18 protein-coding genes are annotated in these 26,833 nt (G+C 60.4%); 10 read left to right on the plus strand and 8 right to left on the minus strand.

Translation table 11 applies throughout. The features are described 5' to 3' along the window. Nucleotides 1-83 precede the first annotated feature (83 nt). The 5 genes from HYT87_09595 to HYT87_09615 are packed head-to-tail and all read left to right on the plus strand — an operon-like array spanning nt 84 to nt 5,639. Nucleotides 84-581: an NADH-quinone oxidoreductase subunit J gene (locus tag HYT87_09595; protein MBI2060010.1), complete on the plus strand. Its 498-nt coding sequence runs from the start codon at nt 84-86 to the stop codon at nt 579-581. Nucleotides 582-588: 7 nt separating this feature from the next. Beyond that, nucleotides 589-888, plus strand: coding sequence for an NADH-quinone oxidoreductase subunit NuoK (gene nuoK / locus HYT87_09600; GenBank protein MBI2060011.1), 300 nt, complete (start codon nt 589-591; stop codon nt 886-888). Nucleotides 889-890: 2 nt separating this feature from the next. Further along, entirely contained in the window at nt 891-2,729 is a 1,839-nt protein-coding gene (gene nuoL / locus HYT87_09605) for an NADH-quinone oxidoreductase subunit L (protein MBI2060012.1), read from the plus strand. 1 nt (nt 2,730) lies between these two features. Then, the gene (locus HYT87_09610) at nt 2,731-4,209 is read left to right on the plus strand and encodes an NADH-quinone oxidoreductase subunit M (protein ID MBI2060013.1); all 1,479 of its coding nucleotides are present in this window, start codon (nt 2,731-2,733) and stop codon (nt 4,207-4,209) included. Then, a complete protein-coding gene (locus HYT87_09615; GenBank protein MBI2060014.1) occupies nt 4,206-5,639 on the plus strand; it encodes an NADH-quinone oxidoreductase subunit N in 1,434 nt (477 codons plus the stop codon). The genes HYT87_09610 and HYT87_09615 overlap by 4 nt, the downstream gene beginning before the upstream one ends. A gap of 44 nt (nt 5,640-5,683) precedes the next feature. Here the strand turns inward: HYT87_09615 and pbpC are convergent, their stop codons facing one another. From pbpC to HYT87_09645, 6 genes are all read right to left on the minus strand, one after another. After that, a complete protein-coding gene (gene pbpC / locus HYT87_09620) occupies nt 5,684-8,074 on the minus strand; it encodes a penicillin-binding protein 1C (GenBank protein ID MBI2060015.1) in 2,391 nt (796 codons plus the stop codon). Then, complete coding sequence (locus HYT87_09625) at nt 8,001-13,607, minus strand: alpha-2-macroglobulin family protein (GenBank protein ID MBI2060016.1); 5,607 nt, start codon at nt 13,605-13,607, stop codon at nt 8,001-8,003. Before HYT87_09625 ends, pbpC begins: the two co-directional genes overlap by 74 nt. 196 nt (nt 13,608-13,803) lie before the next feature. Further along, nucleotides 13,804-14,202 (minus strand): DUF2914 domain-containing protein, encoded by a 399-nt coding sequence (locus HYT87_09630; protein ID MBI2060017.1) that lies wholly within the window; start codon nt 14,200-14,202, stop codon nt 13,804-13,806. A 306-nt stretch (nt 14,203-14,508) separates the two neighbouring features. Beyond that, on the minus strand, nt 14,509-15,675 hold the full coding sequence (locus HYT87_09635) for an ATP-binding protein (protein ID MBI2060018.1): 1,167 nt from the start codon (nt 15,673-15,675) through the stop codon (nt 14,509-14,511). A gap of 148 nt (nt 15,676-15,823) precedes the next feature. Then, on the minus strand, nt 15,824-18,004 hold the full coding sequence (locus HYT87_09640) for a molybdopterin-dependent oxidoreductase (GenBank protein ID MBI2060019.1): 2,181 nt from the start codon (nt 18,002-18,004) through the stop codon (nt 15,824-15,826). A 77-nt stretch (nt 18,005-18,081) separates the two neighbouring features. Beyond that, nucleotides 18,082-18,624, minus strand: a complete 543-nt coding sequence (locus tag HYT87_09645) for a CBS domain-containing protein (protein MBI2060020.1) — start codon at nt 18,622-18,624, stop codon at nt 18,082-18,084. Between the two features lie 153 nt (nt 18,625-18,777). Between HYT87_09645 and HYT87_09650 the strand changes: the two genes are divergently transcribed. The 5 genes from HYT87_09650 to HYT87_09670 all read left to right on the plus strand — a co-directional run bounded on the left by HYT87_09650 (nt 18,778) and on the right by HYT87_09670 (nt 24,118). After that, the gene (locus HYT87_09650) at nt 18,778-20,631 is read left to right on the plus strand and encodes an ATP-dependent metallopeptidase FtsH/Yme1/Tma family protein (protein ID MBI2060021.1); all 1,854 of its coding nucleotides are present in this window, start codon (nt 18,778-18,780) and stop codon (nt 20,629-20,631) included. A 63-nt stretch (nt 20,632-20,694) separates the two neighbouring features. After that, complete coding sequence (gene folP / locus HYT87_09655; protein MBI2060022.1) at nt 20,695-21,603, plus strand: dihydropteroate synthase; 909 nt, start codon at nt 20,695-20,697, stop codon at nt 21,601-21,603. Further along, nucleotides 21,590-22,459, plus strand: a complete 870-nt coding sequence (locus HYT87_09660) for a TIGR00159 family protein (protein MBI2060023.1) — start codon at nt 21,590-21,592, stop codon at nt 22,457-22,459. Before folP ends, HYT87_09660 begins: the two co-directional genes overlap by 14 nt. Further along, entirely contained in the window at nt 22,459-23,112 is a 654-nt protein-coding gene (locus tag HYT87_09665; protein MBI2060024.1) for a YbbR-like domain-containing protein, read from the plus strand. Before HYT87_09660 ends, HYT87_09665 begins: the two co-directional genes overlap by 1 nt. Before the next feature lie 127 nt (nt 23,113-23,239). Further along, nucleotides 23,240-24,118, plus strand: coding sequence for a hypothetical protein (locus tag HYT87_09670; GenBank protein ID MBI2060025.1), 879 nt, complete (start codon nt 23,240-23,242; stop codon nt 24,116-24,118). Here the strand turns inward: HYT87_09670 and galK are convergent. Together galK and HYT87_09680 are read right to left on the minus strand one after the other, a co-directional pair. After that, nucleotides 24,105-25,250 (minus strand): galactokinase, encoded by a 1,146-nt coding sequence (galK, locus tag HYT87_09675; GenBank protein MBI2060026.1) that lies wholly within the window; start codon nt 25,248-25,250, stop codon nt 24,105-24,107. The two genes, HYT87_09670 and galK, sit on opposite strands and share 14 nt — an antisense overlap. Before the next feature lie 8 nt (nt 25,251-25,258). Continuing rightward, nucleotides 25,259-26,278, minus strand: coding sequence for a UDP-glucose--hexose-1-phosphate uridylyltransferase (locus HYT87_09680; protein MBI2060027.1), 1,020 nt, complete (start codon nt 26,276-26,278; stop codon nt 25,259-25,261). Nucleotides 26,279-26,833: the final 555 nt, after the last annotated feature.

Raw genomic sequence — 26,833 nt, forward strand, 5'->3', positions numbered from 1 at the left:
GGACGCGGAAAGACGGGTTGTATCGGCTCCTTTTTTCTTGAATTGGCCCCCAAAGCAAGCTACGTTACCCGCTGCAATCGGCTATGGCGAAGTATCTTTTTGCGCTTCTCGGCTCCCTCGCAACGCTTGGTGCGCTGGGGACCATCTTCCTCCCAAATCCGGTACACGCGGCGCTCGCCCTGATCGTGGCCCTCGTGGCCACGGCCGGTGTCTACGTCGTTCTCTCCGCCCCGTTCGTGGCGGTGCTCCAGGTGGCCGTGTACGCCGGCGCGATCATGGTGCTGTTCCTATTCGTGGTCATGTTGCTCAATGTTCAAGGCCGGGCCGGCAAACGCACCGTCTGGATGGGGCTGGGTGTTCTTGGGGGGGGGCTCATGATGGTCCAGATTCTCCACTTGGTGCGCATGCTGCGGATGCCGTCCGCGTCCGTGACTGTTCCAGGTTTCGGCTCGCCGCAGGCGGTGAGCGAATTCCTTTTTGCGAAGTACGCGATTCCGTTCGAGTTGATCTCGGTCCTGCTGCTCGTGGCCATCGTGGGCGCGGTGCTGCTCGGACGCAAGGAGGCACCCAGTGGGCGGTGAGGCCGGAGTGCCACTCTCTTATCCCCTGATCCTCTCCGGTGTTCTCTTTTCACTGGGAACGATCGGCTTCTTCATTCGCCGGAACGTGGTGACGATGCTGATGTGCGTTGAGCTGATGCTCAATGCCGCGAACATTGCTTTCGTGGCCTTCGCCCGGCATCACGCGGAGATGGCCGGACAGATCTGGGTCTTCATCGTGATCACTCTTGCGGCGGGTGAGGCCGCGATTGGACTGGCGCTGGTGGTGACGCTGGCGCGCCATCATGGAACGATGGAAGTGGACGACCTCCGTTCGCTCCGAGGATAGGCGTGCCGCGCATCTGGCTGATTCCGCTCGTCCCGCTCGCGGGGTTCGTCGTCCTGGGTCTGTTCCATCGGTGGATTCCCAAGAAGGCCATCTCGTGGATCGCTTGCGGCACGGTGGCGGTCTCGTTCGTCCTTTCGTTCAAGTCCTTCCTCCCTCTCATGCGCGGCGGCGATCCGATCCACTCGGTGTTCTTCACATGGCTCACGATTGGGGACTTCAGCGTCGTCTTCGATTATCTCTTTGATCCGCTCTCCTCCGTCATGGCCCTCGTGATTTCCGGAGTCGGCTTCCTCATCCATGTGTTTTCGGTGGGCTACATGGGTCACGACAAAGGCTTCGGGCGGTATTTCGCCTACCTCAATCTTTTCATCTTCTTCATGCTCACGCTCGTCCTGTCGAACTCGCTCCTGCTGACGTTCGTCGGCTGGGAAGGCGTAGGGTTGTGTTCCTATCTCTTGATAGGTTTCTGGTACGACAAGCCTGATCCGCCCCCGGCCGCCGTGAAGGCGTTTGTGGTCAACCGGATCGGCGATTTCGGGTTCATCACGGCGATGGTGCTTCTGCTGGCGCACCTCCACACCCTTTCGATCTCGGAAATTCTGAACATGGCTCCGGAGTACTACGCCGGCCTGCCGGCGGTGGCGGGGCTCATCGGCCTGCTTCTGTTCCTTGCAGCCACGGGCAAGTCGGCCCAAGTGCCCCTCTACGTGTGGCTTCCCGATGCCATGGCGGGTCCCACTCCCGTGAGCGCCCTCATCCATGCGGCCACCATGGTGACGGCGGGCGTCTATCTCATGGCGCGATTCCGGCCGGTCCTCGACATTGTGCCGGACGTGACCGCGCTGATTTGCACCATCGGCGCTGTCACGGCGCTCCTCGCGGCCCTGATCGCGCTTGCGCAGCGAGACATTAAGAAGGTTCTTGCCTATTCCACCGTCAGCCAGCTCGGATATATGTTCATGGGCGTGTCCGCCGGCTCGGGCGTGGCCGGAATGTTCCACCTGACCACGCATGCCTTTTTCAAGGCGCTTCTCTTCCTCGGTGCGGGATCGGTGATTCATGCGATGGAGGGTGAGCAGGACATCACGAAAATGGGCGGCCTGCGACACCATGCGCCGAAAACGTTCTGGACGGTGCTGATCGGCGCGCTTGCGCTGGCCGGTTTCCCGCCCCTCGCCGGGTTCTTCAGCAAGGACCTCGTGCTGGCCGACGTGCTCCACACCGAACCGCGGGGAACGATTCTCTTTTGGATGGGGATCGTAACGGCGGGACTCACGGCGTTCTACACGGCTCGGTGGCTGATGCTGATCTTTTTCGGAAAGCCGCGTTTCACGCATCATGCCCACGAGAGTCCCGCGGTGATGACGGTTCCCCTGATGGTGTTGGCCGGCCTAAGCGTGATCGCCGGATTCGGCGAGCACGGATTTGCATCGTACCTCGCACGGTCGCTCGGCGAGCACGAGCCGGAGGTGGGAAGTGGAGTGATGATGCTGGCTTCGGGAATCGGCGTGGCCGGACTGGTGGCTGGGATCCTCACGTATCGGGAGCGGGTGCCGGGACCGGGGCCTGCCACCGGCCTGGCCCGCATCTCGGAACGCAAGTTCTGGGTGGATGAAATCTACGATCTTATTATCGTCAGAACGTATCGTTGGGCTTCGGGCGTGGTCGATCGGTGGATCGACGGCGGGCTGATCGACAAACTCGCCGTCGAGGGTTCCGCCGTCGTGACGCAAGCGGCCGGCAAGGTATTGCGGCCCGTCCACAGCGGCCAGCTCCACACGTACGCGTTCGGAATCATGCTGGGGCTCGTCGTGGCGCTCGGCTACTTTATCTGGAGATAAGGTGGAATTCCGTTTTCTTTCTCTGCTGATCTTCGCGCCCCTTGCGGCAGCGCTACTTTGCGTGGCAACGAAACGCAGGCCGGTTCAAACGTTCTTCGGTCTCGTCGGATCGGGAATTCCGCTGATCCTCTCGATCGTCATGGTATACAAGTTTCAATCCGGATCGGCGGACTTCCAGTGGGTCGAAAGGATTTCATGGATCCCGCAACTGGGGATCTCGTACCACGTGGGGGTGGACGGCTTGAGTTTCCCGCTTGTCGCCCTGACGGCCCTTCTTACGTTCCTCGCGCTGATCTATTCGGCCGGTCACATCGCCGCGGCGCCGGGCTGGTTCAATGCGTCGTTCCTCATGCTGGAAAGCGCCATGATCGGCGTCTTCTGCTCCCTCGATATGGTCCTGTTCTTCCTCTTCTGGGAAATGATGCTGATCCCGATGTACTTCATCATCGGGTATTGGGGCGGGGCGCGGAAGATCTATGCCGCGGTGAAGTTCTTCCTCTACACGATGGTCGGCGGCGCGTTCATGCTGGTGGGCCTTCTCACGGTGTACGTCCTCCACCACAAGGCGACGGGAGCCTGGAGCTTCGGGTGGGCGGACTGGGTGTCCATTCGCGATTTCATCGCGCCGAACATGCAGATTTGGCTGTTCGCATCGCTGGCGATCGGGTTCGCGATCAAGGTGCCGATGTATCCCCTGCATACGTGGCTCCCGGATGCCCACACCGAGGCGCCGACGGCGGGGAGCGTGCTTCTGGCTGGGGTCCTCCTGAAAATGGGCGCCTACGGCTTCATGCGGTTCGCCTTACCGCTCTTTCCGGAAGGGGCGGCGGCGGCGGCGCCGGTGATGATGTGGGCGGCGATCCTGGGGATCATCCTGGGCGCGGCGGCATCGTACGTGCAGAAGGACATGAAGAAACTGGTCGCCTACTCCAGCGTGAGCCACATGGGATTCGTCATGTTGGGAATCTTCTCGTTCACCCCGGAAGGGATCTCGGGAGCATCGATCCAGATGATCAACCACGGACTCTCCACCGGCGCGCTCTTCCTTGTGGTGGGCGTGATTTACGAGCGGACGCACAAGAGGGGCGTGAACGATTTCGGCGGGCTGGCGAAGGTGATGCCGTTGTATACGACGGTGAGCGTATTGGTGGTGCTCTCGTCGGTGGGGCTACCCGGCCTGAACGGATTCGTCGGCGAATTTCTGGTGATCGCGGGAGCGATGAAGGCTCGGCCCGCGTACGGATTTGCATCGGCCCTTGGGGTCATCCTCGCGGCGGTTTACCTCCTCGCCATGGTGCGGAGGGTTTACTGGGGTGAGACGAAGGAGTCGCTCCACGGCTTGAAGGACCTCACGCTGCGCGAAGTCATGGTCTTCGCGCCCCTCCTGGCCCTCATTTTCGCCATCGGGATCTATCCGCGGCCTTTCTTCACGGCAACCGGCGCCTCCTTGATGAGAATCCTGGAAGGGGTGTCCAGATGAGCCTTGGAGCAGCATTCGGTCCCGCCTGGGCGCTCCTGGCGGCGGGAATATTGGTGCTTCTCGTCGACCTCTGGTCGAAGAATCGATCGCTCCAGGTTTTCCTGGCCGTTGCGGGCGTGATCGCAGGAATCGCCTGGGGCATTTCCGCATCTCATGCGGGCGCCTTCGATTGGCAGAACATGCTCGCCTCCGACCCGCTCTCCAGGGGAGCGGCGGTGGGCTTTGCCGTCTTGACGGGTCTCCTCCTGCTCGGCTCCCACGATTTCTTCAAAGCCAAGCGCGCATATGAGGGCGAGGTGATCTACCTTCTCCTGTTCGGCGGATTCGCGATGGCTCTTGTGCCCTTGGCGCGGGATCTCGTAGTGCTATTCATTGCGTTGGAGACGGTTTCGCTCGTGAGCTACACGCTGATCGCCCACCTTCGGGCGGAAAGCGGCCGGGTGGAGGCGGGAATCAAGTACATGCTGCTCGGCGCGTTTGGGAGTGCCGTTCTCCTCATGGGGATCGCGTTTTATTTTGGAGTCACGGGAACAACCTCGCTCGATCCGGCGCGGTGGAAGTTGGGCGTCGATCCCACAGGAATCGGATGGATCCTCAGCACCGTGTTCATCCTGAGCGGATTGGGCTTCAAAATCGCCTGTGCGCCATTTCACGTTTACGCTCCGGATGTCTACCAGGGGGCGCCGGGGCCGATCTCGGGGTTCCTGGCCGGTGCGTCAAAAGCTGCATCTTTCCTGGCTCTCTACTCCGTCGGATCGATTTGGTTCACTCCCGGCGCCGATGCGCTCCAAGGGTCGCTGGGGGACCGCGAAATCCTTCGGAATGTCATCCGGCTTCTGGCCGTGCTGACGATGGCGTGGGGAACCGTCCTAGGAGTGATTCAGACGGAAGTGAAACGCATTCTCGCGTATTCAAGTATCGCGCACACGGGCTACATTCTTTTGTTCCTCCTTGTGCCGGCGCAGGCGGGGGAGGGGGTCCTGATCTTCTATGTGGGCGTCTACGCGCTCATGAAAATCGGCGCGTTTCTGTGCGTATCGGTCCATGAGGCTCGGACGGGTGAGAAGCTGGAGCTGAAGGATCTCTCACGGCTCCGCGCGGAATCGCCGTGGCTTGCCCTGGCGTTTGGAGTGTTCCTGTTTTCTCTCGCGGGAGTCCCGCCGACCGGTGGGTTCATGGCGAAGCTTTTGTTGTTCCGCGAGGCGGTGGCGGCCGGCGAAACTCCTCTCGTGATCGTGGGCGTCCTGACGAGCGTCATCGCCGCCGGATTCTATTTGAAGATTACAATCCCTGTCTTCCTGACCGGCGAGGATCGCGCGACTGAAAGGCCGCACGGCTTCTCCTGGCTCAGACTCGTTGCCGTCGTCACCTCCGCCGCCGTCCTCTACCTCGGCCTCTTCCCCCCCGTCTCCTGGTTCCGGCTCTCGTAGATTGTCTACCGGGGGGTCGAAGCGGAATTCGGGCTGATCGCAGGCTACTGGGTGAGGACGACTTCAATGGTTACGGCGTCGGCTCGGCCATGGTCGTCGATGACCCGCAAGACGGACTTTCCCTGCCTTGGGACCCAGTAGAGGGTTTCACCGTTGTTCGCCTTGTCGACGTATCGGTCACCGTCAAACCAGTAGAGGCGGCGCACATCGGCGTCAGCGACCGCGGCAAGGGGGATCGACGGCTTCTCGATTGCGGTCATGCGCATGGTGTACGCCACTCCGGTCTCCGGTGAACTGATGACCGGAGGGACTCCCCTGTTGTCATTGATATCTATGGGACAACGTGGATTGTCGGGGGGGGGGGTCCGACGTGGTATACCGGCGCGACGAAACAGATCGAGCAGGTCGGACGGCCAAAATTCAAAGATCGAGGGTTTCACGCGGCTTGCCCGATCCAAACACGCGCGGCGGCCGGTGGTGGAATCGATGGGGACCAAGCGGTGAATGTCGCACCGCTCGATGGGCGATCTCCCGGGAATAAACCAAGTGTCAACGGTGTGCGGGCAGTGTGGATTGGGAATTCGACCGGAGACCGCGCACACGCGCACCTTTGACAATCTTCCCAGCCGCGCAGGCCCCGTGAGGTAGAGGTTCTCGGCATGAGGCTGAAGGGCGTCAATGATACCGAAAAACAGCGGGGCAGCGGTCTGAATCCCGATGAAGGATGGATTGCCTTCTCCATTGAAGTTGCCCAACCAGACCGCGAGAACGTATTGTCCGAAGATGCCGACCGACCATGCGTCGCGGAAGGCGGAAGATGTTCCGGTCTTCCAGTACACCGGAGCGATGTTGCCGGTCCATTCCGGCCGGTAGCCCTGATTCGGACGAACCACGTCCTTGAGAACCTCCAGCACCATGAACGACGATTCAGGTGTGAAGAGAGGATCGCCACCGGGCGCGTCGCGATCCATCCGGGTGCGCACCCCCCTTATCTCTCCACGGTTGGCCAGGGAGGCGTAGAGTTGCACGAGGTTCTCCATCGTGACTTCCGCACCGCCCAAGACGGGCGCGAGACCGTAGTAATCAGGGCCCCTTGGGAGATCGATGTTGACATGACGAAGGAATCCGTAGAAATTCGGCTCACGGAGCCGGGACGCAATTTCGACGGCCGGGACGTTCCGGCTCCTGATCAGAGCGTCACGTGCTGCGACAGGACCCGAAAAGTCACGATCAAAATTCTCCGGACTGAAACCGCTGAACCGGGAGGGGGTGTCCTTTAGCATGGTCATGGGGTGCACAACACCCTGATCAAATCCCAGCGCATAAGCGAACGGCTTGAGCAGAGATCCGGGCGATCGTTTGGCCCTGAATCCATTGACCTGGCCTTGGATGGACTCGTCGAAGTAATCAGCCGATCCGACCGCCGCAAGTACGTCCATCGTTCGATGGTCGGCGAGCAGGACCGCCGCGTTGTGGACCCCCTGCATTCGCCGACTTTCGACGTAGGTCGCCACGAGGCGCTCGACCGTTTTCTGGAGGTCCAGGTCCAGGGTGGATGGGATGGACCCCGTCAGGTCTCGATCTTCCTGGAGCAAATCATCCGTGAAGTGGGGCGCGAGAAAGGGGAGGGCGCTCCTGGACCCAACCTTGATCGGCAGGGCCATCATCTGCCGTTGCTCCAAATCCCCCGGATGGTCGGCGATCCACCGCTCGAACAGGGCATTCCGCGCGGCGGACAGATCCACGTTGATGGGGGCGGCTCCCCGGCTTGTTCCCAATGCTCTTCGGGTGGGGCTTTGAGGGATGACGGCAAGTGTGAGAATCTCCTGCAGTGTCAAACGATTTGCGGCCTTGCCAAAATAGATCAGGCTTGCCGCCGCGGCGCCTTCAACGTTCTCCCCATACGGGGCCAGATTCAGGTACGCCTCCAGGATCTCCTTTTTTGAATAGTGTCTTTCCAGTTGGACGGCGCGCGCAAGTTGAACGAGTTTGCCTCGCAGGGTTCTGGATTTCATCCGATAGCGGATTCGGGCGAGCTGCATGGTGAGGGTTGATCCACCGATGCGTCGTCCGCCCCCGACGTACGTGTGCCACGCGGCCCGGACGAGCGAGACCGGATTGAATCCAGGGTGATACTTGAAGTGTCGATCCTCGTGAAGCAGGGTGGCCTCGATCAGCTCCGGAGAGAAGCTTGAAAGAGGCTGCCACATCCGGAATCGCTCATCCGCCGCCGTGGTCAGCCTCAGGAGGCGTCCTCCCCGGTCGAATACGGCTTGGGAAAAACTCAGCCCTTCGCGGAGTGGAGGTTTCGGTATCGCCGCGAGGCAGGCGATCAGGACGACCGATGCCTTGCCGATTCGGCTAATGAGCCGACTCGACCGGCCCCGCGACTTCAATCGTTCCACCCAGCCCTCTGGCTTGCACCGACCGGTCATACATGGCCTCCGCGAACGGGGGAGGCACGGCATATTTACCCTTGTTCACGGGCCGTATCTGGTAGACGAACTCCCGGGTCTTTTCGCCGATGGCGCCGAACAAGATGACTCGATCCTCGCGAACGTCCGCGTGGTCGGGTCGCCATGAACTCCCGGAGGCCGCGATGCGAACGTTACCCTTCTCGCCCTCCTCGGGATCCATCACCACTTCGAAGCCGCCCGGCAGGAGGTCCACAACGGCCACGTCCGAATGGTTCATGCCGTCAAGCGCCCTCATCCTGAGATGAACGGAGACGTGTGACCCGACAACGGGAATGGAGCCTTTCGCGATTTCAAACTCCCGGAACACCTCCATCTTTTGCTTCAGTTCCTGTGCGGGAGCGGCGAGATCGAACCCGCTCTGCGATACTTGGTAGAAAAGGATCCAGTCGCCTGAATTCTTGATCCTGACCTTCACGGCCTTTTCGGAATAGGCGCTCCGGGGGAAGGATCCTCCCGAGAGCACCAAGGGTTGAGACGCTCCCGTGGTAAGGATTTCCGACACCGTGACGTCGTTTCCCTTCGGCCGGCCGGTGACACCGGCGTAGCCGTGGAGTGCAAGGATGGAGTAGGCCGAGGAGGTGGTGTTGAAGCGGCCTCCGACGATGGGGTCGATGATGTGGAGGAGTTCGTCACCGCCTATGGCGTGCAATTGCTCGGGGAAGTGTTTGGATACGATGTAGAGATAGACGGCGTCTCGGGTCAGAGTGTCATAATACTCATCGTAGTCCTCCTCCTGTGGATCACCCAGGCGTGATGGCGAAATCAAGGCGTTCGCTTGACGATCCAACCGGAGCAGCTTGTACACCGCCGCCAGGTAGACTCCCGTGAGGTCTTTCTCCCACTTCCCGGGAAGATTCTTGTCGAGCCAAGTTCTCAGCGCGTCCAGGGTGCCGGTGGTGATCTCGCTATTCCGGGTCAGAACATACAGTGAGTATGCACGAACTCTGGCTTCCGAAAGAGCGTCAACGTCTTTTCCGGAAAGATAACGCAGGTAGTTCAAGCCTCGCTTGAGGAGATCCTCGGGGACGGACAGACCTCCTTCTCGGGCCTCGGAAAGGAAGTGCATTGCGTAGACGGACTGGAATGGGGAGACGTGGGAGTTGGCCGCCCAGAAGCCGAATGCTCCTTCGGCGTTCTGACGGGCCCGCAGGATTCTGAGCGTGTCGGCCATGCGGGTTTCGATTTCCCCGGGTTTGTAACCGAATTCGGGATACTGGCGGAGGACAATTGATGGGAAAGCTTGGCTGACCAGTTGTTCCGTGCACCCATAGGGGAATTTCTGAAGGTAGCCCAGCAACCCATTGGCCAGACCCAAGGGCAACGTGGAGGCGCTGACCTCCAGGACTCGAAAATCGGGGTACAAGCGACGGCTCACAGTCACTTCGGCTTGCCCTCCACGGATGTGACCTCCGGCAACGGTGGTCACAAGCGGAGCGGGCGGTCGGATACTGAGGTCAACCGTGGCCGTGGACCGTTGCTCCTTCCAAGAGCTGATGAAACTCAGGTTCCCCGATCCCAGAACGTCCTTGGCCCGGACCCTGAATGCGGCCACCCCTTCCCGGCCCTCGGCAATCTTCAGCGTCTGGCGGGTGGGTCCCAAGAGCTCGAGGTGGTGGGAAGCCTTTGCCTCAACTTCGATCCCCGCATCCGGCCCCGATCCTTCCGCGTTGTTATGGACCACCACACTTGCCTCGAATTCATCACCTGGTGAGGCGAAGGTGGGGATGTTGGGATCGACGACGAAGGGTCCCCTCACAAGGCCCTTCCTCTCCGCCACGCCGATCGCGTCCGCAAACACCGCAACGGCCATGACCCGCACCGTGCCGTTGAAGTAGTCGGGCATGGGATAGACGAGCTCACGCCACTGGGAATCGGTATCCACCATTCCAGACCAGTACGCCACGGGTTTCTGGCGTTTGCGCTTGAATGGATTCAGGTTGCTTCCGAGAGCGTACTCATCACCCCCCGGAGAGAACAGCGATTTCAGGTGTCTGAATTCCGGCAGGATCAGATCCACGGTCTGCGCGGTCCGGACCTCCAGCGCCCGCCTTTCGAAGAACTTCGCCAGCGGGTTGGGCGTTTTGTAGGCGGCCACCTGGAGGATTCCCTCGTCAATGGCGTACACGACGATCTTTCCCGGCCGGTCGCTTCGATAACGGATGGAATAGGGATCTCCCGGTAGAGCGAGGGCGGGGATGTCCAGGTCCACCTTGGCGGTTCTTCTTTCGAGGCTGACGCTGAAAGGGATGACGCCGTAACTCAGTGGGCTCATGAAGATTTCCGGTGATGCGGTATCTCGGACAAATTCCACGTTCACAAATCCGTTGCCCTCCAGGTCGGCCGGCACTCGAATCCTTTGCACGGTATTGGTGGAGCGCGACTGGAACCACTTGGATGCGTATACGCGCTCGCGCTCCACGGTAATCAGCCCGGCTCCGTTGTACGGCGCCGTGATTTGCATTTCGATCTCGTCTCCCGGCGCGTAGTCGGTTTTGCTGAGCTTGATTTGAAGTTCTGCGTTCCGCTCGAGAGATCGACTCAGGTTTGCTTCCCCGATAACGCTGAATCCGGCCCGCAGGAGTTCGGCTCCCTTTTCGTCCTGAACGAGCAATACAAAGTCGCCCGGTTTTTCGGTGGGCAGGGCGTATTCGAGACCCTCGGCAGCGAGGGCAAGAGTCTCGACCTTTACGGGATTCTCCTTCTGGACGGATTCATATTTGTAAGTTCCATCTCTTTGACGGAGGAGAACGGAAACGTATTGTTGTTCAATCACGCTGCACCGGAGTCCGCGCACGGGGGCCATGGCCAGCTTGGGGTCCACGGCGATGATTCTGAGAGTGCGCTTCGCGTCCCGCTTCACATATTTCAAGTCGCCGTCCGGCTTGTACCCGAGAAGGAAGGGGAGGTCCGAAACGAGGGCGACGTTTTCGGAGGTTACGGCTCGGCCCGCACCGGATTCGTAAGCTTCGGCCACAAAGATCATCCGATAAACGGCCCGGTCGAAACGTTCGAGGTGCAGGTCGAACTCCGTCCGGCCTTCCTCGTCGGTGTGCCACTCTTCCAGCCTCTCCGTAAAGGCCTTCTTCTCGCGGTTCGGATCGTAGAACGTGAAGTCGGCATAGGGGCGGAATGAAGGGTAGCTTGGCGTAAGAGTGATGCTGGCCGCCACGCGCCGGTTGGTGGCCGGCGTCCCGATTAGATTTCGGAGTGAAACGGATACCTTCAGGCCATCGGGTGACACCCATCCTTCTCGTCTCTCGTCCGAGAATCTGGAAACAATCGTCATGCGATCCGGCAGGAACTCCTCGACGCGGACGGGCACCGATGCCAAGAGGCTGGCCGCCCGGTCATCCTTCACGACGTAGGCCCCGATCTGGTATCCGCCCGTCGGGCCGTTTTCCTCCGTTCTGTAGAGGATTTCTTCGAACCCGCTTGGAGACAGTCGGATCCTTTTTCGCTGGACAACAAGTCCACGCGGGTCCGTGATGACGGTTTCAAGGGGAACGCCGCCCAAATCCTGCTTCCAGTCCGGCGGCTTCACAATCAGTCCCACCCGGATCTCATCTCCCGGCCGGTAGATTCCACGGTCCGAGAAGAGGTACGCGAGGAGTCGTCCGGGTTCCGTGGTCTCAAGCCCGCCGACGTCGAAGCGGGAGAAGTTGAGTCGGCGGTCGGCCCAGTCATAGGGCATGAAGGAGAGGTCCGCCGCGTGCGTCGCAACATAGGCCGTGGGAGTCTTCTCCCGGTCAAAATCTTTCAACGACGGAAAGATCGTAGTCCCGTCGGACCCGGTTGTTCCCGAGACCACCGGCAGGCCGTTCTTGCCGATGACTTCCACCTTCGCTCCGGCCACCGGCCCGCCGTCCGCAAAAGACATCAGGAACACCTGACGCGCTCCATCCCTGGCTTCCTTCACCAGCAGCCCCAAGTCCGTGACGAGGACAAGCCGATTGTCCTTGATGCCCGTGGTCTCTTTCTTCTCCTGATCCCAACTTTCAGCTTTCAAAAGGAACAAGCCGCGTCTTGTCTCGGCCTCGCCTGCGAGATACACGGACAAGTCGAGAGCGGTGTACTGTGCCTTTCTCAAATCATTCCTGGCAAACTCGCGAATCTCCACGAAACGCTCCGTGATGTTCTCGGGTCCGAAATTCCAACTGAATCCGGGGTTGTGGAACTCTTTCTGGTAACCGGTGGTCTGGCTCACCAGATGGTTGATCTGGTGCGGTAGGACACGAGCAATCTCGAACCGAATGGCCTCGATGCCGTTGGAGACGATGGAGATCTTTTTCTCACCGCTCATGCTCAAGATGGCCCCGTCATGCATGATCTCCAGAGATTTGGGGAACTCGGGGACCCCGGCCACTTTGTCGAAGGTGTCCGCGAGCACATACCCGCCGTGAGAGCGAAGTCCCTTGTTGATCTTGACATAGAGGTGTCTCCCCGGTTCGGCCTTGAACTTGAAGCTGTGGAGAGTGGCGTGCTCGCGCTCCGTGGGAAGCGCGTCGAGGCCGAGAGGTTCACAGAGATCGAGGACTTCCGGACCGATCATTCCCGCGTCGTACCAATCGTAGTTCTTGACGGCGGATCGTCCTTGAATCGATGGTAGATCGCGCGGGAGGAGGCAGACGTGCAACGTTGTGCGGAGATCTTGGTCCGATACTCCATCGGTCGTCGCAAGAACGAGGATTTGTTCAGGCTCATATTTTTCGTTTCGAACAATGGTCAGCTCGGCGGATTCCACTTTGAAGAAGTCATACATCCCCGGAATTCTTACCTTCGACTCAAGTTCTTTTTGGAATCGAGGCCCCCCTCGCAAGGAACGCACTCCTGCTGCCAAGTGAATCGTCATGTGGGTATCCTTCAGCGCGATACGGACGGGATCGGAGTGGATGTAAGCCTCGCCCTTGAAATCGTCGTAGGTGACTTTGAAGGGGAAGGATTCGCCGCCGATGCCGAGCACGCCTTGGCGTTGGCCTTCCATCCGAAGAACCAAGCGCGGCTCGAACTCCGAAGGATCCACCGGATGGGTAAAGGAAACAGTGGCCACTACCTTCTTGAGGTCCGCATGCTCCGGGTCTTGGTAAAATTCGGCGCGTTCCAGGGCGACCTCAAAAGGCGCCGACTGAAACTTGATTTCGTAGGACTCCGGATGAACATGAGTCGGAAATAAATTCCGGTCGAATCGGACGGAGTACTCTTGACCGACGCCCCACTCCTGTTCCGGATTGAACTTCAGTTCTCGATCGGTTTCCCATACCCACTTTCCCTTGAGGGGCGGCGAAACGAGAAGACCGGCTTTGATTTCCTTGCCCACCTGCTCCAATCGGGCTGCGGAGTCGCTGAACTCGATGGACAGCGGGTCCGGTACGGCCCCTTTCTCCAATCGGGTCGGTCCGGGTGGGGCCGGCGTGGCGACAAGCTTCACCGGTCGAGGCCGGATCCTGAACCAAGCGTAAAGCCCGCCCGCCGATCCTACCGCTAGGGCCAGCACGCCTAGATAAAGCGCCGCTTTACGCTTGTGGGTTCGGACCCAAGTGGGCACATCCCAACGCAACGTTGCGAGAGCCGGAGAAATATGTTCTCGGAATGTCGGCCACCAGGGAGGCGGAGTCCACGAAAGTGTTCCGAGCATTCGCGGCGACCACTTGGAAATGAACTGCCTGATGGAGCGAATAGTGGACCGGACCCTATTCAATCTTGAATTCCAATTTCTTCAACAGTTTCCCGTCGCTTGAGAGGACCTCCACCCTCCAACCACCGGTCCATTCCGGGAGGATTCTCTTCTCGCTCCATGTGCGCCAGGACTTGGCCCCCACAGGTAAGTTCAGTTCAAACCGTTTCTGATCACCGTGGTACCAAACGTGGGTGACTTGAGTTGGGACCTCGGCCCCTTCAATCCGAGTGAAGGCGATAAGCCGGTCAACAGTCGAAGGGAAAGTGCCGGCATCCCCCTTGGGCTCCTTGTTCTCGATGGATGTTGCAATGGCGGCCCTCGTAACGTTCAGCACTTCCGATTGGGCCAGGTTCACACCGAACCAAAAGAGTGAGACCGCCATCCATCCGGTTCTAATTGCGCATCTGTTCATCCCCGCACCTCCTTCGTCGGTAGAATGCAGCCATGCTACCTCCCTCCAAGTCGTGATTCAACCCTTTGTTGCCGATCCCGATTGGGGTGATGGGGCCACCGGGGATCTGTCAAAGACTGAGAGGAGCGACGGGAGACGCTCTACGCGCCTACGGCAGTAAGCGAAATATCCTTGACCCGATCGGGGGGAAGGTCGAGGGCATGTCGGGAGGTGGGGGTGTGAAACGCGGCCGGTTGATAGTTTACGCCTTGGAATCTCAACTAGAATGGAGCAAATCATCTCGTCCAAAAGGCAAAACAGAGGAGTCTACTTGAGCAGAGTCGGGAGAGTCCGGACGAAATCGTCGGCTGAATAGGCCTTCACGCCGGGAGCGAGGACGCGATTGCCGGGAGTTCCCCGGTGAACTAGGATTGGGGCGGTTTCGTAGCGTTTGATACTCCGCGACAGGCGTTGAAGAGGCCCCGCCATTTCCGGCCGCGGAGTGCGCGAAGCTTTTACCTCCAGCAGCGTCAGTTTCCGACCCTCGGAGGGTACTAGAAAATCCACCTCCAGCCCCTGCTGGTCGCGGAAGTAGTACAGCCGGCGATTTCGCCCGGAGTTGAGTTCGTACTTGATGATCTCAGAGGCGATCCATCCCTCGAACAGCGGCCCGAGGAACGGGGATCGCTCCAGCATTTGGGGCGATTCAATCCCCAAGAGGTGACAGGCCAGGCCGGAGTCCGTGAAGTAGATCTTGGGAGACTTGATCAATCGCTTCCCCAGATTTTCATAGTAGGGTGGTACGATGAGGATCTGCATCGTGATTTCGAGGAGGTCCAACCAGTTGGATACCCCAGGCACCGATAGGCCGAGGGGCGCAGCGAGATCGGTTTTGTTCAGGACCTGTCCCGATCGGGTGGCCAGGAGGGAAAGAAATCTGCGGAACGTCGCCAGATCGCGGATGGCGCTGATCGACCGAATATCTCTCTCCAAGTACGTCTGGAGATAAGAGCGGTACCAGATGCCGGGTCGCGACGGGTGTAGGATGACTTCCGGAAATCCGCCTCGGAACAGCGTCGCCTTCGGCGTCTCGCGGGCAGAAAGCGGCAGCAGGTTGAACACGGCCGCTCGGCCGGCGAGCGACTCTGTAACTCCCCGCATCAGAGGAGCCTCCTGCGAGCCGGTGAGCAGCCATGGACCCCGCCGACCCTTTGCAAGATCGATTCGAGTGCGGACGTAGTTCAGCAGCTCAGGTGCATTCTGCACCTCGTCAAGGATAACCGGCGGTTTCAGTTCGTCCACGAATCCCCGCGGGTCGGATCGTACCCGCGCGATGAGATCCGGATCTTCGAGGAGGTGGTAGTCGGCTTTGGGGAAGACCCGGCGAAGCAGAGTGGTCTTGCCGGATCGCCTGGGGCCGGTGACGATGGCGGCGGGGAATCGTCGCGCAGCCGCGACGAGCAGAGGGGTCAGGTCCCGGGTAAAATAGGTCATGTGAGGATTATGAACTGATAGTTTAGAATACTCAAGACACACTAATGGTCCACCGAGGCACGCTCCTCTCTATCCGTTGCGAAGAGGGAGGACAAAAGGGCAGGGCGTCCATCGATTCCCCACGCTGTGTTGATTTCTGACGGGGAGCCTATGCGCGAACGCGGCGGGCGGAGACGGGGATGGCGGTCATGATGTGCTGGCCGCTGGAAGGTTCGATCGCGGCGGAGCCGGAAGGAATCAGCCGGTTCATGTTGGCCTCCGCCAGGCCATGGGGGACTGAAACAACGCCGCTGAGAACGTCCTCGGACGACTCCCAGCGGAGACTCACGGCGCCCGATCCATCCCGCCTCAATTCGATGGGCCGGCCGACCATGAGGCCCAAGGCGGAAACCGTCGAGGGATGAAGCAGGGCCGAGCCGTCTCCGCCACCGGGACCTTCGGATCCGCACCCTCCGCGGCCATCCATGGCGCTCCGGGCACGGCCGGCCGTCCTGGCGCCGTGCCAACTGTTGTACATGAGGGGCCGTCTACGCCCGATCATGCTGAGGGGAATCCACTCGTTTTTCGGCTCGCTCTTGGATTCCTCCACCCGCGGCCGATCCAGCCATTTTCGCAATCGTTCCACTTCAGCCTGAAGGACAGGGGTGAAAAGATGAAGCGTGTGGTCGCCGTGCTGTGAGGCGCGGGAGGGCCGACCCTCATGCGTAGGAGCCGAAACCTTGATCGCCCGGCCACGGCCCTTGCCCTTGCGATCCAGCAGCCGCGAGAGTAGGCCTTGCGCCCGCACAAGCCAGCGGTCGTGGTCCAGACGGGCGAGTCGCCGGTGCAGAAAAGTTTTCACGGGACCGCCAACCTTCATCTCCGCAAGAATTCGATACAGGATTTCCCACTCCGATTTCGACTCCCCCGCCGGCGGCAAGACCGGTTTCGAATAAGAGAGCCACTCCCTGTTCTGGATGACCATCCCGAGTGTCGCGAAATCCGCGCGTTCCAGCCACGTCCGGCCGGGGAGAACGGCATGGGCCATCTCGGCCGTCTGGCTTCGGAACAAATCGATGACCACCAGCAGGTCCAGTGAGCGAAAGGCTTGCCTTAGCCGGGTCTCATCCGGGATCGACCATATCGGGTTGCCTGCAATGACCACGAGGGCGCGAATGCGATCGTCCCCAGACGTGAGGATTTCGTCCGCGAGGATTCCTCCTGGAAGGGAGTCCATGACCGGCACATATCCGCCGATGCGGCTTTTCTGCGTCTGCACGCCGATGCCCAGAATCGGGCCCCATCGACCCATCCGGAGGCCGAGAGGATGGTACAGCCACCCGCCGGGGCGGTCGACGTTGCCCAACGCCAGCATCGCCGCATGGAGAAGCACATAGGCCAGCGAGCCGAACGGACCGAAATTTACGCCGACACTCATGTGCAGGATGGGGGATCGGGCTTTCAAGAAATCCGTCCGAAGGGCTTGGAGCGAATCGCGATCGAGTCCCGTAATGCGTTCCGCCAGCTCCAGCGGCAGGGAAGGAAGGGCATTCTTGAGATCGCCGAGTGAGGGAGTTTCCCGGATGGCCGCGGCCCAGCCCTGCGTGGCAGACAACTCGTGGATCAACCACGTTAGCAACGCGATGTCGGTTCCGGGGCGGATGGGAAGATGGCGGCCGCAGGTGCGGACGCTCTCGGACCGCCGCGGATCGACCCACCACACCCGGCCGCCGCGCTTCTCGATGGCCCGGATTCTCTGCATGGCATCCGGGAGAAACATGAAGCTCCCTTTGCTGACCATCGGATTCATACCGATAATGACCGCCAGGTCGCACGAGTCCAGATCCGGGATCGGATGGATGGCGCCATGACCGTAGATTTCGCCCGCGGCCCAGAATTTGTTGTTGCAATCCTGTGGGCCGGAGGTGAACGAGTTCCGCGTGCCGAGGGCCTTGGTGAATGCCGCCGTTGCAAGCAAGGTCATGAGACCGAACCCGGCGGGCTCGCCCATGTACATGCCGATGCTGTGGGGGCCGTGCTCCCTATGAATACGGCCCAACGTCGCCCCGATGTGGTCAAAGGCCTTCTCCCATGAGGTGGGAGCGAGTGCCCCGTCCGAATCCCGGAGAAGGGGTTGCAGAAGTCTGGAAGGATGCCTGGCCGTTCCGAGGAATTGAGTGCCCTGCGCACAGGCAAATCCATGGGTGCCTGGATGCTCCTTGTCCGGCCGCAGGCCGACGGGATTTCCAGCGGAGTCCCGAACAACAACGAGTCCGCATCCCGGCTCGCAGATTCTGCAAAACGTGTGGGGAACCGGGCCGCTCCCTCTTCCGTTGGCCGAATCAACCATGCTTCGGGAACACTACGATTACCCGCCGGCGATGTAAAGATGAGTCGCCGGGGAGGCGCACTCCCTGCCGGAAGGTTCTATCCGCCTTCAGCCGTGAAGCCGAGGTCTTTTCCCGGTTCGGGAGGCAGGTTCAGAATGTCCCGAGGGAAGAGATCCACGATGAAGTTCACGATGTCTTTCACCGAAACCACGCCGACCGGCCGATTATCCTTATCCACGATCGGAACGTGCCGGAAACCGCCTACGCTCATCTTGTTGAGGGCAAACACGATGGGATCGTCGAGTCCCAGGGTCTCCGGGGCACGAGTCATCACGGTCTCCACTCGGGTTCGGTGCTGATCCAACTTCGTCGCCGCGATCTTTAGCAAGACATCCCGCTCGCTGAAAATCCCGGTCAACCGTCCGTCATCCACCACCAAGACACAGCCCGTGTTCCGGTCCTTCATCTTCGCGACCGCCTCCTCGACCCGTGCGCCCACTTCGACGCAGACCGGTGTTCGAGGCTTGAGCGTGCGAATGGCTTTCTCGGTAATGGCTTGCTCGATGGCGGGACGGTCTTCCTCCCGCCGGAGTTGACTCTGCACTTCGAGATCCTCGTCGACAAACTGTTCCAGCGACATAACCCACCTCCCCTATGAATCCAGTGTCGTCCCGGATGGCCCGACCTGTCAAGGAGCGGAAACCTGAAAATTCGCAGTTGAAAATCGGTCCGTAGTCGCCCCGTGGTGTTTGTGTTAGGATGGGTTGGGCAAATGAACGTCAAGAACCCCAAGATGTCCAGTCGCACGATGGCCTTTTGGCTCGTGCTCATTGTGCTCGGCCTCCTCGGCTACCAGATCGTCACCCTGGCACGCCGGATCGACAAGGAAATCGACTACACCGATTTCCTCACGCAAGTCCACGCCGGCCTCGTCAAAGAGGTGGTCATCCGCGGCCACGAGGTCCAGGGAGTGACGCGCGACAACGGGAGCATCTTCCGGACGTTCGTGCCCGATGATCCCTCCATGATCGATCTGCTCAAGACCAAGAGCGTCATCATCAAGGTCAAACCGGAGGAGCGGGAAAACTGGTTCTCTGGATTGCTGCTTTCATGGCTGCCGATCCTGTTCGTGGTCGGTCTCTGGTTCTTCTTCATGCGACAGGTCCAGATCGGTGGTGGAAAGGCCATGTCGTTCGGCAAAAGCCGCGCGCGACTCATCGCCGACACCCAGAAAAAGGTGACGTTCTCCGATGTGGCGGGAATCGACGAGGCCAAGACCGAGTTGGAAGAAATCATTCAATTCCTGAAGGACCCGAAGAAGTTTACACGGCTCGGCGGCCGGATTCCGAAAGGGGTTCTGCTCGTCGGCTCGCCGGGAACCGGGAAGACCCTTTTGGCCCGGGCCATCGCAGGCGAGGCGGGCGTGCCGTTCTTCAGCATCTCCGGCTCGGACTTCGTGGAAATGTTCGTGGGCGTCGGAGCGTCGCGGGTGCGCGATCTTTTCCAGCAGGGAAAGAAAAACGCGCCCTGCATCATCTTTATTGATGAAATCGACGCCGTGGGGCGCCACCGGGGAGCCGGGCTCGGCGGAGGGCATGACGAACGTGAGCAAACGTTGAATCAGCTCCTTGTGGAAATGGACGGATTCGAATCGAATGACGGCGTGATCCTGATCTCTGCGACGAATCGGCCGGACGTGCTCGATCCCGCACTCCTGCGCCCGGGCCGTTTCGACCGGCGCGTGGTGGTGGCGCGACCGGATTTGAAAGGACGGTTGGCGATTCTCAAGGTGCATTCGCGGAACAAACCGTTGTCGCCCTCGCTCGACTTGGAGAAAATCGCGCGCGGCACGCCCGGATTTTCAGGCGCGGACCTGGAGAATCTTGTCAATGAAGCGGCACTCACGGCGGCCCAGCATAACAAGGCCGCGATTGAGTTGGAGGATTTCGAGAAGTCCAAGGACAAAGTGATGATGGGCGTGGAACGGCGGAGCATGATCATCAGCGATGTCGAGAAGAAGAACACGGCGTATCACGAGGCGGGTCATGCGCTGGTGGCCAAGCTTCTTCCGAACGCGGATCCCGTCTACAAGGTCACGATCATCCCCCGCGGGATGGCTCTCGGGGCGACGCAGCAACTCCCGATGGATGATCGCTACACGTACACCCAGGATTACCTGGAGGACACGATCACCACCCTCCTCGGTGGACGTTCGGCTGAAGAGGTGGCGCTTGGCCACGTCACCACCGGGGCGGGAAACGATCTTGAGAGGGCGACGGATGTGGCCCGCAAAATGGTAACGCAGTGGGGGATGAGCCGAAAAGTGGGGCCGCTGACGTACGGCCTGCGCGACCAGGAGGTGTTCCTCGGCCGCGATTTCCTGCGCCAGAAGGAGTACAGCGAACAGACGGCGATGGAGATCGACGCGGAAGTTAGGCGGATCGTGGGCGAAGGATACGAGCGAGCCAAGGCCCTGCTGGCGGAGAATCTGGAAAAACTGCATGCTTTGGCCAAGGCGCTGCTGGAAAAAGAAGTCATCGATTCCGAGGAACTGGAAACGATCGTTCATGGGGTTGCTGCCGCGGTCGCCCCAGCAGCCGTGGACGGAGGGGGAGCCGTGACCGTTGTAGCCAAGTCTTCCGTTTAGGAGAGGGTCCCGGTCCGGCCGGATTCATGGGTTGATGGATTCCGCAGGGGAATCCATGAACGTATGAATCGGGCGAGTACGGCGCTGAAGCATTGGGGACAAACCTACCGGCCTACGCACCATGCGATAGCGCCGCTGGAGTGGGGGAAGTGGCGGTTTTCCTTCGAGCGAACGGTGCCCTACATCATGGGCATCCTCAATGTGACCCCCGACTCCTTTTCGGACGGCGGCCTCTACGCGGATGTGGACCAGGCGGTTGAGCATGGTCTCCGAATGGAAGAGGAGGGAGCGGACCTCCTCGACGTTGGCGGCGAGTCTACAAGGCCCGGCTCCGAGCGCATCCCAGCCGAGGAGGAGATGCGGCGAATTCTTCCTGCCATCGAGCGGCTGGCCGGTCGACTGCGCATCCCCCTCTCAGTGGATACCTTCAAGCCTGAAGTGGCCCGCGAGGCTCTGCGATGCGGCGCCTCCTTGGTGAATTGCGTCGGGGCGTTCGACATGGGCGCGGACATGCCGAAGGTCGTGGCCGAGGCCGACGTTCCGGTCATCCTCATGCACATGCAGGGCACCCCGGAAACCATGCAGCGAAGCCCTTCGTACCGGGACGTTGTTGAGGATATCCGAACGACTCTCCTCCGCGCGGCCGGAAGGGCCCAGGCGGCGGGTGTGCCCTCGAGCCGGGTAGTGATTGACCCGGGCATCGGCTTCGGAAAGACGCAGGATCACAATCTCGATATTGTCCGACGGACATCGGCGTTTTCTTCGTTGGGCTTCCCCGTCCTCGTGGGGCCTTCGCGCAAGAGTTTCATCGGGAACGTAGTGGGGAAGGACGTTCAAGACCGGGACGACGGCACGCTGGCGGTGGTGGCGTGGGCTGCGCTCCAGGGCGTTCAATTCGTGAGAGTTCACGATGTGCGGCGGACGCGCAATGTGCTGAAAATGATGGAGGCCTTGATTCATGGCGCCGACTGATTTGTGGGCATGGATGAAAGACCATCTGGTCGATGCGCTCGACATCTACATCATCGCCTATCTCATCTATCGCATCATCCTCATGCTTCGGGGTACGCGCGCGGTGCGGATTCTGTTCGGCCTCGTCGTCATGATTCTTTCCTACTTCATCTCGCAGCGGCTTGGACTCGTTGCCACGAGCTGGTTGCTGGGTAATTTTCTTCTGTACGCCGTGCTGATCGTGGTGATCATTTTTCAGAACGAAATCCGGCGCGCCCTGTGGGAGTTCGGACGTACACCCCACTGGTTCGATGTCGGCTCTCGAAGCGGAGTGCAGGAGTTGGAGGAAATCATTCAGGGAGTTCACCAACTGGCCTCACGGCGCGTGGGCGCGCTGGTGGCCATCGAGCGAAGCGTGGGCCTCCGGGATTATGTCGAGGCGGCGACCACCGTGGATGCCAAAGTCAGCAAGGAACTGCTGGCGTCCATTTTCCATCCGACCTCGCCGCTGCATGACGGCGCGGTGATCGTGCAAAAACGCCGTCTGGCTGCGGCAGGATGCCTGCTTCCGTTGAGTCATGCGGCGGATCTGGATCCGGTCCTGGGCACCCGACATCGCGCGGCGTTGGGCTTGGCGGAGGAGACGGACGCGATCGTAGTGGTGGTGTCGGAGGAGACGGGTACAGTGTCATTGGCCGTGGATGGGGAACTGAGGCGGAATCTGGAAGCGGGGCGACTGCGAGATGATCTGTACCGGCTGCTCACCGAACCCGTGAAGAAGCCTGTCAAAGTGCGGTCGCCGGAGGAGTCGAAGGAACGGGCGGGTTCGGCCGAATCGGGACCGCTGGCCGCAAGAACGGAGGAGTCGGAAATATAGTGGGACGGGTCCGTAGGTTCTTCCTGGGCAATCTGACCGAGAAACTGGTGGCGTTGGCGCTGGCGCTTCTGGTCTATGGCTTTGTATTCGGGCAAAGCCCCGTCGAGCAGACGGTCCGCGTGCCGATACAACTGGAAAATTTGCCGCCGAAGTTCATCGTGTCCAAACTGGCGGTCCATAACGTGGATTTGCGGCTCAGCGCTCCCAAGACGCTCTTGGTCGGCCTGGAGGAGAGGAACCTCCGCGCGAACATAGACCTTTCAAAGTCAGCCACCGGTTTCCAGACCTACCTGTTTTCGCAAAAGAACTTCAGCGTGCCGCGGGGGATCAAGCTGGATAGCATTTCGCCTCCGGAGATCAGTTTTTTCGTGGATGAGCTGACCTCCAAGGTCGTCCCGGTTGCGCCCAACTTCACGAATCGGCTTCCGGAAGGGTACGAACTGGAATCGGCGGAAGTCACACCGAAGGAGATCGAGATCTACGGGGCGAAGCAGGAGGTGTCGCAGACCGACGAGATCCCGACACAGCCCATTGATCTTTCGACCTTGCGGGAGGATGCACAGCTTTCGGTGAATCCTGAACTCATCTCCCCCGACGTGAAAATGAGCTTCGGCGGCCGCGTCCAGGTCAGCCTGAGGATCCGGAAGAATTAGTCGGTTCAGTAGCCCGGCAAGTTCATGGGCTGGATCTACAGGGTCGGTCGTTGTGCCTCCCACGGCTTTGAGCACTGAGTCTGTTTGTCTCATGGGGTTTCCGGCTTTGGAATTGAAGGATAACTCCATGCGGGTAGTCGTGATTCCGGAATGGGGGGGGAAGATCGCGTCGCTCGTGGATCTCCGGAGGGGGCAGGAGTGGCTGTACACGAATCCGAATATCAAGCCAAGGCGTCCGGAATACGGGGCGAGCTACGTGCAGGATTTCGACATCGGCGGGTTTGACGAGTGCTTCCCCACCGTGGGGGCCTGCAACTATCCATCCGGCCCATGGAAGGGGGTTCCGATTCCGGATCATGGAGAGGTTTGGTCGTCGCCCTGGGAGTCGGCTCCTGCCGAGGGGGGGGTGCGGCTTGCCGTGAAGGGGCGGGCTCTTCCGTACAAACTTGAAAAATCCATTCGCCTTCTGGGCGATGGCAGGGTCCGAATGGAATATCGTGCGGAGAATCTCTCCTCCGATCCGATGCCGTTTGTTTGGAGCAGTCACCCCCTGCTTAATATCAAGCCTGGAATGACGCTTTCTGTTCCGGCCCGGTTCATGCGCGTAGACTCCGCTCCGGCATTTCCGGCCAAGTCGGGAGACACCCTCTCATGGCCTCGGTTCGAAGGTCTGGACCTGGGCCTCATAGCTGAGCGGGAAGCCGGGATGGCGGTCAAGCTGTACAGTCAATCGCTTGAAGAGGGATGGGCCGAACTGTCCGATCCCAACGACGGTGCGTCGATTCGGTTTGAGTTCGATCCCGGACAGGTCACACACGTTGGGTTATGGCTGAACTATGGTGGCTGGGCCGGCGTGCCCGGCGCCGCTCCCTATTTCAATCTCGGACTTGAGCCGTGCATCGGCGATAGTGACTCGCTGGAGGCGTCGGTGGCCCGATCAGGTGCGCACGCAGTTCTACCTCCTAGGGGAACTCGCGAATGGTGGATCGAGCTTAGGCTTTCTTGAGGGGAATCAATTCGGTTCCCCCCGAGGGCGAACAAGGGTACAGGTCGGGAGCAATTCCCGTCGAGACTTCGTAGCCCTTCGCAACGTCACGGCAGAAGCGGTCAACCTCGGTCTCCTGAACGAGGGCGATGGCGCAACCCCCGAAGCCGGCCCCGGTCATTCGTGCCCCGTGGCAAGAGGGTTGAGCACACGCGATCTCGACCATCGTGTTGAGTTCTCGCGTGGACACCTCGAAGCCGTCCCTCAGCGAAGCATGACTGGTGTTCATCAGTCTGCCCAAAAGGCCGGCGTTTCCGTGTCGCATCGCATCGACGGCTTCCAGCGTTCGGGCGTTCTCCGAAATAACGTGGCGGGCGCGCCGGCGGGCCGCATCATCGAGGGTCTCCTCGGAGTGTTTCAGCCGTGCTTCGTCGATCTGGCGGAGCGAGCGGACCCCCATCGTTCGTGCCGCACGCTCGCAACTGCCCCGTCTCTCGTTGTACTCCGAGTCCACCAACCCCCGCCTCGTCTTGGTATCCATCACCACGACGACGGTTCCCCGTGGGAGCGGCACATGCTGAAGCTCCAGGCTTCGGCAATCGATGAGGAGGGCATGCCCCGCCGCGGCAGCGGAGGAAACAAGCTGATCCATGATCCCGCAGTTCACGCCGACCCATCGATTCTCCGCTTTCTGACAGAGGAGAGCTGTCTTCATAGGATCCCAAGACAACGCGGACACCTCGGCGAAAACCCTTGCGGCGGCCAACTCCAGCGCCGCCGATGAGGAAAGCCCGGCGCCCCGTGGCACGTCTCCGGACATCACGCCTTCCCACCCGTGGATCGGAGTTCCATCAAGGGTCAGCGCCCACGCTACGCCCTTGATGTATTCGCCCCATTCAGGCCCCCCCTTCGCGAGTCCATCGAGCGAAAATTCGATCGTCTCGTTGAAGTCGATCGAATGAACTTTCACTCGGAGGTCGTTCCTCGCACGAAACGCGATCCAGACCGCACGATCAATGGCCATCGGAAGGACGAACCCTTCATTGTAGTCCGTATGCTCCCCGATCAGGTTGACGCGCCCGGGAGCACGGGCTACCGCGGTGGCCGGACCGCCGAAGCGCATCTTGAACGTCTCCTCCACTTTGTTTTTCATCTCGGAGATCACGCCACGCCCGTTCGGTCACTGGTCACGGAGCGCAGTCGTGCGGCCGCCTCTTCGGCGGTAAGGTCCCGCTGGGCCTCGGCGAGCATTTCGTAGCCCACCATGAATTTCTTCACGGTGGCCGAGCGGAGGAGGGGCGGATAAAAATGAGCGTGGAGCTGCCAGTGGGGTTGATCGTCGCCGGCGCCCGGGGCTCCGTGCCATCCCATCGAATACGGAAAGGACACTCCAAACAGGTTGTCATACTTCACCAGGAGTTCCCTCAGAATCGCGGCTAGGGCATGACATGAGGCTGTCTCCAACTGCGGGAGGTGCGGCACAGGCCGGCGGGGCAGCAGCAAGGTCTCGAACGGCCAGACGGCCCAGAACGGAACCACAACGACCCAGTGATCGTTCGCCAAAACGATGCGATGCGCCGCTGCCGCCTCCAGCTCCGCGTAGTCCACCAGCAAAGGCGCGCGATGGGCCTCGAAATAGTCTCTCTGAGCGCGGTCTTCCTTCTCAGCTTCATTGGGCCGATTCGATTGAGCCCAGATCTGTCCGTGGGGATGCGGATTGGAGCACCCCATGATCTCCCCCTTGTTCTCGAACACCTGAACCCAATGATATTGTCTCGAAAGCTCCGTGACCTCGTTTCTCCACGTGTCGATGACCCCCCGCATTTCCGCAACCTCCATCTGGGCCAGCGTCAAGTCATGCCGGGGGGAGAAGCAGATTACCCTGCAGCAGCCGGGCTCAACCCGGAACTGGAGGAGGGGATGCGCGGGCGGACCGGCAGGATTCGCGCGATGGGTGAGGGCCGGATAGTCGTTGTCGAACACGTACGTGTTTACGTACGCCGGGTTGACCGCCCCTCCGGCCCTCTTGTTTCCAGGACAGAGGTAGCACGACGGATCGTAGGGAGGCCGCTGAACCGACAGCGGCGGATCAATCTGACCCAGCCAGGGGCGTTCCGTCCGCTGTGGCGACACGAGAATCCACTCTCCGGTGAGGGGATTGCGCCGCCGATGGGGGGTCATGGGCGCCATTGTTCATGTGGGAGCTGCCCCCGTCAACCCCGCACCCAAGTTGGTGTGGTAGTTCAGTGAAAATGTCCTCCTGTAACTGTTCAGTGATTCTGTCCTCTTTCTTCGTGACCGAGAGGATCTTTGGAAAGGAGATTATCTTAACCCGATTTACATGGACCGGCACGGGATCTTCCGCCGCAACGACGCCCACTGGACGCGGGAGGAAGCGTAGGGGAGGGTCTTCAGACCTTCCCGACAAGAGGGAGCAAGTAGGGGAGGGTCTTCAGACCTTCCCGACAAGAGGGAGCAAGTAGGGGAGGGCCTTCAGGCCCTCCCGAAAGAGGGAGCAAGTAGGGGAGGGTCTTCAGACCTTCCCGACAAGAGGGAGCATCTGAAGTAGGGGAGGGTCTTCAGACCCTCCCGACAAGAGGGAGCAAGTAGGGGCGGATCTTTAGATCCGCCCCTCTTGGGAGCATCTGAAGATGCTCCCCTACGAATCGGCATTCTGTCAGAGGCTCTAAGCTCGACTTTTTCCATTCTTGAGCGGTGTCTGAAGATACCTTATGG

The sequence above is a fragment of the Nitrospirota bacterium genome, from assembly GCA_016180645.1.
Taxonomy (GTDB): domain Bacteria; phylum JACPQY01; class JACPQY01; order JACPQY01; family JACPQY01; genus JACPAV01.

Bases quoted from the DNA above. Each gene is read 5' to 3' on its own strand.
- HYT87_09615 (MBI2060014.1), top strand. From the start codon at position 4,206: ATGAGCCTTGGAGCAGCATTCGGTCCCGCCTGGGCGCTCCTGGCGGCG.
- HYT87_09680 (MBI2060027.1), bottom strand. From the start codon at position 26,278: ATGACCCCCCATCGGCGGCGCAATCCCCTCACCGGAGAGTGGATTCTC.
- HYT87_09640 (MBI2060019.1), bottom strand. From the start codon at position 18,004: ATGGTTGATTCGGCCAACGGAAGAGGGAGCGGCCCGGTTCCCCACACG.
- HYT87_09630 (MBI2060017.1), bottom strand. From the start codon at position 14,202: ATGAACAGATGCGCAATTAGAACCGGATGGATGGCGGTCTCACTCTTT.
- HYT87_09645 (MBI2060020.1), bottom strand. From the start codon at position 18,624: ATGTCGCTGGAACAGTTTGTCGACGAGGATCTCGAAGTGCAGAGTCAA.
- pbpC (MBI2060015.1), bottom strand. From the start codon at position 8,074: ATGACCGGTCGGTGCAAGCCAGAGGGCTGGGTGGAACGATTGAAGTCG.
- HYT87_09635 (MBI2060018.1), bottom strand. From the start codon at position 15,675: ATGACCTATTTTACCCGGGACCTGACCCCTCTGCTCGTCGCGGCTGCG.
- HYT87_09670 (MBI2060025.1), top strand. From the start codon at position 23,240: ATGCGGGTAGTCGTGATTCCGGAATGGGGGGGGAAGATCGCGTCGCTC.
- galK (MBI2060026.1), bottom strand. From the start codon at position 25,250: ATGAAAAACAAAGTGGAGGAGACGTTCAAGATGCGCTTCGGCGGTCCG.
- HYT87_09660 (MBI2060023.1), top strand. From the start codon at position 21,590: ATGGCGCCGACTGATTTGTGGGCATGGATGAAAGACCATCTGGTCGAT.
- HYT87_09595 (MBI2060010.1), top strand. From the start codon at position 84: ATGGCGAAGTATCTTTTTGCGCTTCTCGGCTCCCTCGCAACGCTTGGT.
- folP (MBI2060022.1), top strand. From the start codon at position 20,695: ATGAATCGGGCGAGTACGGCGCTGAAGCATTGGGGACAAACCTACCGG.
- HYT87_09650 (MBI2060021.1), top strand. From the start codon at position 18,778: ATGTCCAGTCGCACGATGGCCTTTTGGCTCGTGCTCATTGTGCTCGGC.